The 7,450-nt window shown below is 53.1% G+C and carries 14 protein-coding genes; 9 read left to right on the forward strand and 5 right to left on the reverse strand.

Translation table 11 applies throughout. The features are described 5' to 3' along the window. The first annotated feature begins 174 nt into the window (after positions 1–174). The 6 genes from MVD07_RS05040 (at position 175) to MVD07_RS05065 (ending at position 5,023) form a co-directional block, all read left to right on the forward strand. Complete coding sequence (locus tag MVD07_RS05040; protein WP_297499359.1) at positions 175–402, forward strand: ferrous iron transport protein A; 228 nt, start codon at positions 175–177, stop codon at positions 400–402. Between the two features lie 9 nt (positions 403–411). Continuing rightward, positions 412–2,388, forward strand: a complete 1,977-nt coding sequence (gene feoB, locus MVD07_RS05045) for a ferrous iron transport protein B (protein WP_297499333.1) — start codon at positions 412–414, stop codon at positions 2,386–2,388. 2 nt (positions 2,389–2,390) lie between these two features. Further along, positions 2,391–2,639 (forward strand): winged helix-turn-helix domain-containing protein, encoded by a 249-nt coding sequence (locus MVD07_RS05050; protein WP_297499335.1) that lies wholly within the window; start codon positions 2,391–2,393, stop codon positions 2,637–2,639. Between the two features lie 89 nt (positions 2,640–2,728). After that, the gene (locus MVD07_RS05055; RefSeq protein ID WP_297499337.1) at positions 2,729–3,970 is read left to right on the forward strand and encodes an NDP-sugar synthase; all 1,242 of its coding nucleotides are present in this window, start codon (positions 2,729–2,731) and stop codon (positions 3,968–3,970) included. Between the two features lie 96 nt (positions 3,971–4,066). Then, positions 4,067–4,714 (forward strand): phosphoribosyltransferase, encoded by a 648-nt coding sequence (locus MVD07_RS05060; RefSeq protein ID WP_297499339.1) that lies wholly within the window; start codon positions 4,067–4,069, stop codon positions 4,712–4,714. 12 nt (positions 4,715–4,726) lie between these two features. After that, positions 4,727–5,023 (forward strand): hypothetical protein, encoded by a 297-nt coding sequence (locus MVD07_RS05065; protein ID WP_297499341.1) that lies wholly within the window; start codon positions 4,727–4,729, stop codon positions 5,021–5,023. Between the two features lie 82 nt (positions 5,024–5,105). On the opposite strand, the gene MVD07_RS05070 is transcribed toward MVD07_RS05065, so the two are convergent. The 3 genes from MVD07_RS05070 to MVD07_RS05080 form a co-directional block, all read right to left on the reverse strand. Next, positions 5,106–5,324: a hypothetical protein gene (locus tag MVD07_RS05070; protein WP_297499343.1), complete on the reverse strand. Its 219-nt coding sequence runs from the start codon at positions 5,322–5,324 to the stop codon at positions 5,106–5,108. Positions 5,325–5,421: 97 nt separating this feature from the next. Further along, positions 5,422–5,571 (reverse strand): hypothetical protein, encoded by a 150-nt coding sequence (locus MVD07_RS05075; RefSeq protein WP_297499345.1) that lies wholly within the window; start codon positions 5,569–5,571, stop codon positions 5,422–5,424. A gap of 52 nt (positions 5,572–5,623) precedes the next feature. After that, complete coding sequence (locus MVD07_RS05080) at positions 5,624–5,830, reverse strand: hypothetical protein (RefSeq protein WP_297499347.1); 207 nt, start codon at positions 5,828–5,830, stop codon at positions 5,624–5,626. Positions 5,831–5,963: 133 nt separating this feature from the next. Here MVD07_RS05080 and MVD07_RS05085 point away from each other — a divergent pair, with 133 nt between their 5' ends. Then, positions 5,964–6,119: a hypothetical protein gene (locus tag MVD07_RS05085; protein WP_297499349.1), complete on the forward strand. Its 156-nt coding sequence runs from the start codon at positions 5,964–5,966 to the stop codon at positions 6,117–6,119. On the opposite strand, the gene MVD07_RS05090 is transcribed toward MVD07_RS05085, so the two are convergent. Both MVD07_RS05090 and MVD07_RS05095 read right to left on the reverse strand, forming a co-directional pair. Further along, positions 6,116–6,241: a hypothetical protein gene (locus MVD07_RS05090; RefSeq protein WP_297499351.1), complete on the reverse strand. Its 126-nt coding sequence runs from the start codon at positions 6,239–6,241 to the stop codon at positions 6,116–6,118. The two genes, MVD07_RS05085 and MVD07_RS05090, sit on opposite strands and share 4 nt — an antisense overlap. After that, on the reverse strand, positions 6,225–6,491 hold the full coding sequence (locus tag MVD07_RS05095; protein ID WP_297499353.1) for a hypothetical protein: 267 nt from the start codon (positions 6,489–6,491) through the stop codon (positions 6,225–6,227). The genes MVD07_RS05090 and MVD07_RS05095 overlap by 17 nt, the downstream gene beginning before the upstream one ends. Positions 6,492–6,557: 66 nt before the next feature. On the opposite strand from MVD07_RS05095, the gene MVD07_RS05100 reads away from it, so the two are divergent. Both MVD07_RS05100 and MVD07_RS05105 read left to right on the forward strand, forming a co-directional pair. Then, the gene (locus tag MVD07_RS05100; protein ID WP_297499355.1) at positions 6,558–6,722 is read left to right on the forward strand and encodes a hypothetical protein; all 165 of its coding nucleotides are present in this window, start codon (positions 6,558–6,560) and stop codon (positions 6,720–6,722) included. A gap of 132 nt (positions 6,723–6,854) precedes the next feature. Continuing rightward, positions 6,855–7,450: zinc ABC transporter substrate-binding protein (locus tag MVD07_RS05105; protein WP_297499357.1), on the forward strand; the 596-nt coding region annotated here is incomplete at its 3' end.

Below are 7,450 nucleotides of genomic sequence, written 5' to 3' on the forward strand. Positions count from 1 at the left end.
ATGGGATCGCCTCCCCTAGTAAAAAGGGCGTCATCCCCTATAACCCCTTCCCGGTTCGAAGTTCTGAGCTTGATTTCCCTAATTCGAACCACTGAGTTTTGTTAGGCTCACCAAAGATTTATTAAGCCTCGTGTATAGAGACAACTGGATTAGGAAAACCTAACGGTGATGAACATGATTGTTCCATTAACTTCCCTTCGTCCCGGAGAGGTTGGAATCGTCGTGAATCTCCAGGGCGGGCCGAACTTCAGGAGCAGACTCTACGCAATGGGTCTAGTTCCGGGGGTTACAATTAGGGTTGTCAACGTCTATAACCCCGGTCCGGTTGTTATTGAGGTTGGAGGAGCGAGGCTCGCCCTTGGGAAGGGGATGGCATCAAAGGTTCTTGTGAGAAAGCTGTGAGGTGATATCATGGCGATGAGGGTGATCGCCCTAGCTGGGAACCCCAACGTTGGTAAGACCACGATATTCAACGACCTCACCGGAATGAGGCAGCACGTGGGCAACTGGCCCGGCGTGACGGTTGAGAAGAAGGAGGGAGTATTCAAATATAAAGGTGAGCGCTTTCTCGTTGTTGACCTTCCCGGTACCTACTCCCTGACGGCTCATTCCGTTGATGAACTCGTCGCGAGGAACTTCCTCCTCAACGGAAACCCTGATGTTGTTGTGGATGTTGTTGACTCGACCTCCGTTCTCAGAAACCTGTATCTGACAATGGAAATATTTGAGATGGGCGTTAAAAACATTGTCATAGCCCTCAACAAGATAGATCTGGCCGAGAAGAAGGGCATAAAGATAGATGTCGAGAGGATGTCGAAGGTTCTCGGCGTTCCGGTTGTTGCCCTCAACGCCAAGGAAGGAAAAGGTCTGGACGAGCTGAAGGAGAGCATCCTGAAGGTCGCCCACGGTGAGCTCGTTGGCGCCCCGATAATCCCCCGGTACGACGCCGATGTTGAGAGGGAGATAGAGCACATATCAAAATGTCTGAAAGGGACAAAGATGGCCTCCAAGTACCCCCTGCGCTGGCTCGCAATAAAGCTCCTCCAGCGTGATGATGAGATCATAAAGCTCGTGAGGAGGCATCTGGGCGATGAGAAGCTCAACGAGATAATGACCCACATCGGCGAGCTTGAGGCGAAGTACGGGAGGGCTATAGACCTCATAATAGCCGGCCAGAAGTTCGAGTTCATAGACAGGCTCACCCACGAGTTCATGAGCTACGGCCAGTCCAAGGGAGAGACCTTCAGTGACCAGCTTGACAGGATCCTCATCCACCCCGTTTATGGCTTCATAGCGATGGCAGTCGTATTTTACTTTGTTTTCAAGTTCGTATTCGTTTTTGGGTTCCCTCTTCAGAACTGGCTTGCTGAGGTTTTCACAGACTTCGGCAACTGGCTCGCCCCGCATATAGCAAACGAAACGCTCAGGGGTCTGCTCGTCGATGGCATCATCGGAGGCGTGGGGATGGTTCTCAGCTTCTTCCCCCTCGTCTTCCTCCTGTTCTTTGCCCTGACCTTCCTCGAGGATTTAGGCTACATGGCAAGGGTGGCGGTCTTAATGGAGGGCATCCTCAGGAAGTTTGGCCTCCCAGGAAAGGCAGTAATCCCCCTCATCCTCGGCCTCGGCTGCAACGTTCCAGCGGTGATGTCCGCCAGGACGCTCGACAATCAGAAGGACAGGCTGGTTACAATGTTCGTTAACCCCTTCATCCCCTGTTCTGCCAGGCTAAGCGTCATAAGCTTCCTTACGAGCATGTTCTTCAGCTCTGACCGTGCCCTTGTGGCGCTTACCATCTACCTGCTGGCCTTTGCTGTTGCCCTATTTTCAGCTTGGCTCGTTAGCCGTTTTGTTAGAGGTGAGAGCGAACTCTTCATTATAGAACTGCCGGAATATCTCGTCCCGAGCTGGAAAACCCTGTTGCTCCACTCCTGGGAGAGGAGCAAAGAGTTCGTGAGAAAAGCGGGCACGGTTATACTGGTCGGTGCGATAGCAATATGGTATCTCAGCACCTTCCCAGCGCCTATTGGGACTGGTAAGAGTTATGCAGAAAAACTGGGGCATTTCTTTGGGCCCTACGTTAAGCTGATGGGCCTTGACTGGAAAGCCGCTGTGAGTCTGCTCTTCGGGATAATAGCGAAGGAGAACGTGATTTCAACCTACGGTGTCCTCTACGGGAGTGAGGAGGCCATCAAGCAGGCGTTGACGTCCCTACAGGCGTACGTTCTTGCGGTAGTCACAACGCTCTATATCCCCTGCATAGCGACCATTGGGGCTATAAGGGCCGAGAGCAACTGGAAGTGGGCAACGGCGGTTACGTTTTACATGATAGGCATCGCGTCGCTGATTGGAATCATTATCTGGCATCTGGGCATTGCCCTGGGGTGGTGAGCATGAACACATTGGAGAAGATTTTAAAGCTCATCCAGGAGGGAAAGAGAACACCGGATGAGATAGCACGTGAGCTGAACATGAAAAAGGAAGATGTTGAAGCCGCGATAGAGGTACTGAAGGGTCTCGGCTACATCGAGGAAGTCCAGAAGGGCTCTCCATCCTGTGAAACCTGCCCCCTCAGGAAGATCTGCAAGGGCAAGTGCTTCGTTCCCAAGGTTAAGGTTCTCAATGTCAAGTTTGAGCTATAACCTTCCGGTTTTTCTTTCACTGGCAGTTATATATTTTATGAGCGTAAAACATATAAGCCCTTGGGTGTATCCCATACCGGTGAGTAACCATGAAAGCCGTCATACTGGCCGGTGGATTTGGCACGAGGCTCAGGCCACTCTCCTCGACCAGGCCGAAGCCGATGATACCGGTTCTCGGCAAGCCCAACCTGCAGTACATCCTGGAAGCCCTTGAGAGGATCAAGGAGATTGATGAGGTCATACTCTCGGTCCACTATATGAGGGGCGAGATAAGGGAGTTCATAGACGAGAAGATGCCAGATTATCCCAAGTACATACGCTTCGTTAACGACCCGATGCCCCTCGAAACAGGTGGAGCTCTAAAGAACGTCGAGGATTACATCAGCGACGACTTTCTTGTCGTATATGGTGATGTCTTCACCAACTTCGACTACGGGGAGCTGATAAAGGCCCACGAGCAGAACGATGGTCTAATAACGGTTGCCGTGACGAAGGTCTATGACCCGGAGCGCTTCGGTGTCGTTGAGACCGATGAGAGAGGAAAGGTTCTGCACTTCGAGGAGAAGCCCCACAGGCCAAAGACAAACCTTGTTGATGCTGGAATTTATGTCGTGAACAAGAAGGTTCTTGAGGAGATTCCGGTAGGAAAGGAGGTTTATTTCGAGCGCGAGGTCCTCCCGAAGTTCGTCGCCAGAGGAGAGGTCTACGCCTACAGGATGCCCAGGCAGTACTACTGGGTTGACCTGGGAACGCCTGGGGACTTCTTCTACGCCCATCAGATTGCCCTCGATGAGATGGCGAGGGAGAACGGCTACTTCCTGATCAAAGAAACGGCAGAGGTTCCCGATGATGTGGAGATTCAGGGGCCGGCCTACATCGACGATGGCGTCAAGATTGGCCACGGCGTTAAGATAAAGGCTTACACCTACATAGGGCCGAATAGCGTAATCGAGGACAAAGCTTACCTCAGGCGTTCCATACTCTTGGGGAACGACATCATTAAGGAGCGCGCCGAGCTCAAGGACACCATACTCGGTGAAGGCGTGGTCATAGGGAAGAACGTGATAGTCAAGGAAAACGCCGTTGTGGGCGATTACGCCAAGATAAGGGACGACCTCGTTATCTACGGCGCCAAGATTCTGCCTTGGAAGAAAGTCGAGGAGTACGAGGCCTACATAAAGATAAAACTCGACCCGACGAAGGTCAGGCCCGGACAGTATCCCGACCACTGCCCGCTCGGCCTGCCGGAGTGCATCTACAAGAAGTTCAAGGCGATAGCCGGCGAAAAACCGCCGTGCGACGAGTGCATCGAGAACCAGTGGCTCTTCTGAGCCCTTCACTTTCCCCCTTTATTGTCATGTTTGGGTCAAAAATCCCTCCAAAAACCTTAAATAAAACCTCGGTTTTGCATCGTTAAGGGAAATCCAATGAAGAAGTTTCCGGCAAGGCTCGCTTCTTGGGAAGATATCGAAAGGTGGGCGAAGGAAGGCGCCTGGAAGGTACTTGAGGAAGGATGGAGGCCGGATGTCGTTGTGGGCCTAGCCAGGGGTGGCTGGGTTTCGGCAAGGCTCTACTGCGACTACCTCGGCATTAAAGACCTCGTCAGCCTCAAGGTGGAGCACTGGGGAGTTACGGCAACTCCAGATGGAAAGGCCAGGCTGAAGTACGGTAGCACCTACAGCCTTAAGGATAGGAAGGTTCTCATAGTGGACGACATCAGCGACACCGGTGAGAGCCTTACCCTCGCTAAGAACTACGTCGAAAGCCAGAGGCCCGCTGAGATAAGAACCGCGACTCTCTTAACCATAAAGGGCTCGCGCTTTAAACCGGACTACTACGCTGAAGAGATAGACTGGGCTTGGATAGTCTTCCCCTGGAACTTTGTCGAGGACATGATAAACCTTGTTGGCAACCTTCTCGAGGAGAAGGAGGCAGTAAGCACGGAGGAAATCGTGGCGCTCTTTAGGGAGCTTCACGGCCTGGAGGTTCCGAAGGGCAAGCTTGAAGAGGCCCTCACGATGGCTGAGTACAGGAAGATTTTTAAGTTCAGGGACGGCAAGTGGCGCAGGGCCTGAGGGAGTGGTAGCTTGGACAGGGAGAAAAAGGTCGAGGAAATCAAAAACCACAGCATCTACGCCAGTGAGATTTACGAGATGCACAGTGATAGCATCAACCGGGTTCTTGAGGACTACGAGTCCCTGAAGGAGGACTACCTCAACGACCACTCCCGGGCGAGGATCGTCAGGATAGTCTTCAACGAGGACAACGACCTTCCGCTGGCGATAGAGTTCAACAGGAAGGACGACTCCTTCAAGGGCTTCACGATAGCCATTGGGAAGCCCCACATAAAGAGCAGGGAAATAACCGAAAATCAGGAAGACTGAACGTAGAACCCGATTTCTATTCCTTCTTTATTCCACACTTCATAACTGCTGAGGTAGTAGGTCGGGTTCTGGAAGAGGGCCGTCAGTTTTCCTGCCGGTGTCCGCTATCTACACGACGTAGTTCTCTGGATTGTAGGAGTTGCTGATGGTCGCTATCAACGAAGCCGAAGTAGCCCTGCAACGTCGAGTTTGCCTGGAGGAGGAAATAAACGGGTCTCCACTCAACTCTCCAGCTCTCGTTCCTCCAGAGGTACCAGTCTCTGCCTATTCTCCTGAACTGGAACGGGAAGTAGGCCTGCATTTTCTCGGCGAGGGAGTTGGCGACCGACCCGCCTACGATGGCGATGCTCTCACCGAGTTCCGAAGGCTCTACTTCTCTATCGGCCTTGATCTCGACCTCAACCTTCCCTGGGCCACAGGGAGTAGAAGGTCCTCAAGTTGTCCGCTATCTCCTCGGCCGTTTTCCTGTCGTACTCAGTTCCACTCGGATCGGGATTCTGGGTGCCGTAAACTACGAGAACCCCTTTCTGCCTGAACTCCCCTGTCAAAGGCCATCAGAGGGGTCACTGGAACTTCTCTGGCGTACACCTCGCTCGCGTTCTAGGGGGAGGCGAAGCGCTTAAGCTCTCTGATGAGCTCGGAAACGCAGGCTGAGAAGTTTGAGACCTCCATTGTCATGACCTTAAGGGTGCAGTCCTGAACCCCATAGAAGAGTTTTTCTATCCAGAACTCGCCCCAGGCCTTCTGCATCTCCATCTCAAGCCACGCATAGGCCGGGCCAACGTGCGCCAAGGCAAAGTCCTCCAACGCGTCGGCAAACCCCCTCGTAGAGCATTCCGTCCCGGCTCCAGAAGTGGATGTCGTACCTCGCCAGATAGGGCATGTCCCCCTCGATGGCTTCCTGTAGGTATGTGAGGTTCCCAAGGAGGCCTTCATTCGCATGAAGGACGGGCACCGTTACGTCGTGCCCGAGTTTGTGGTAGATAAAGCCGAGGTAGAGGAGCTCGTCGAGGCGTGTGGAGTTTATAAAGTCCCTGTTGAGGGAAGTCCAAATATCGTGTCCCTCGCTGTTTTGCAGCTCCAGAGAGTTCTCTAAGTGGTTCTTCTGACAAGTGGGAGCATTCCTCCAGCACCCCAGATTTGAGTCCCGTTTATCACCGGGTTGAAGCTGTGGCCATGAACGGCCACGAGGAAGGGGTGTTCAAAGCGGTACTTCACACCCGAAAGGCCCGAGTAGTTGGTCATAAAACTGTCCGGAGGAAGGAGCTTTAGGGCCCCCACGGTAGATTTTAAGGTCTTCCGTGTAGTCGACCCTGTGTGAGCTGTAGAAGGCCATGAAGTTCGTCTTCTCAGCGAAGCCCCTCAGGGCGGGCAGGAAGACCTCCTCGAACCAAGGGAAGTTGAGACTAACCTTTGGCCTGAGCTCTGGAGGGTTCGAGCAGAGGAGGAGGTAGTATTCGAGAATCATAAGCCTGTAGTCCCTCCAGGGGATTGAGAGGTTCGAGAGAAACTCCCTTAGGAGGCCCGCTACTCTATGATCGCTGTAGTTTCCGAACCACTCGTCAACGTCCTCCAGCTAATGCCCCCTGTTTATCACGAAGGAGTCGTTCCTGCCGAAGGTAAGGTAGTAAACAACCCCCAGAAGCCCGGCGTTTGGGTTTATCTCGACGCTGACCCTCTGGCTTACCTGAAGGGCTGATACCGGGACTGCCGAGAGGATTAGGATGCTTCCCTCTTCATGACAACACCCGGTGGTATTTCGGCCAGAGACTTTAAATCCTTTCGGCCAACAGTTTTAAAGTGTCACGTTAAGGGAGTTAGGGTGACCGAAATGAAGGAAAAGGTTATATTAGTTTTGCTCATACTCTTCCTTTCCGCCCCCGTCGTTAAGGGGGAGAACGCCGAAAAGCCCCTTGTAGTCACCACGATAGCACCACTGGCGAGCATAGTGGAGGATGCCTTCAACGGCTCGGTCAACGTCGTCTATATAATCCCGCCCGGCGTTGACCCACACGAGTACCAGCTTACAACCGAGCAGATAGGGCTCCTCAAGAAGGCGGACGTCATTGTAACGACAGGGGGGCATCTCCCCATCGAGAAGAAGATAGCCGAACTGAAAGGTGAAGGTCTCTTCTCCGGGAAGGTTCTCCTGATCGACGACTACAAAAGGGAAGGCTTCCGCTATCTCAGGGAGCACTGGTACAGCGGGAAGGACAACCCCCATGGCGTCTGGCTCGACCCTACCAATGCCATTGCCATTGCGAAAGCTACCGAAAAGGCGCTTGAGGAAACAGACCCGGCCAACGCAGAGGAATACCGCTCCGAGCTGAAGTGTTTTGAAGAGCGTGTTGAGGCGATTGTTAAGTCCTACAGGGCGCTGGCTCCCTCCAACGCAACGGCGGTGATAGAGATGCCCCCTGATCAGTA

The organism is Thermococcus sp., from assembly GCF_027008145.1.
Classification (GTDB): domain Archaea; phylum Methanobacteriota_B; class Thermococci; order Thermococcales; family Thermococcaceae; genus Thermococcus.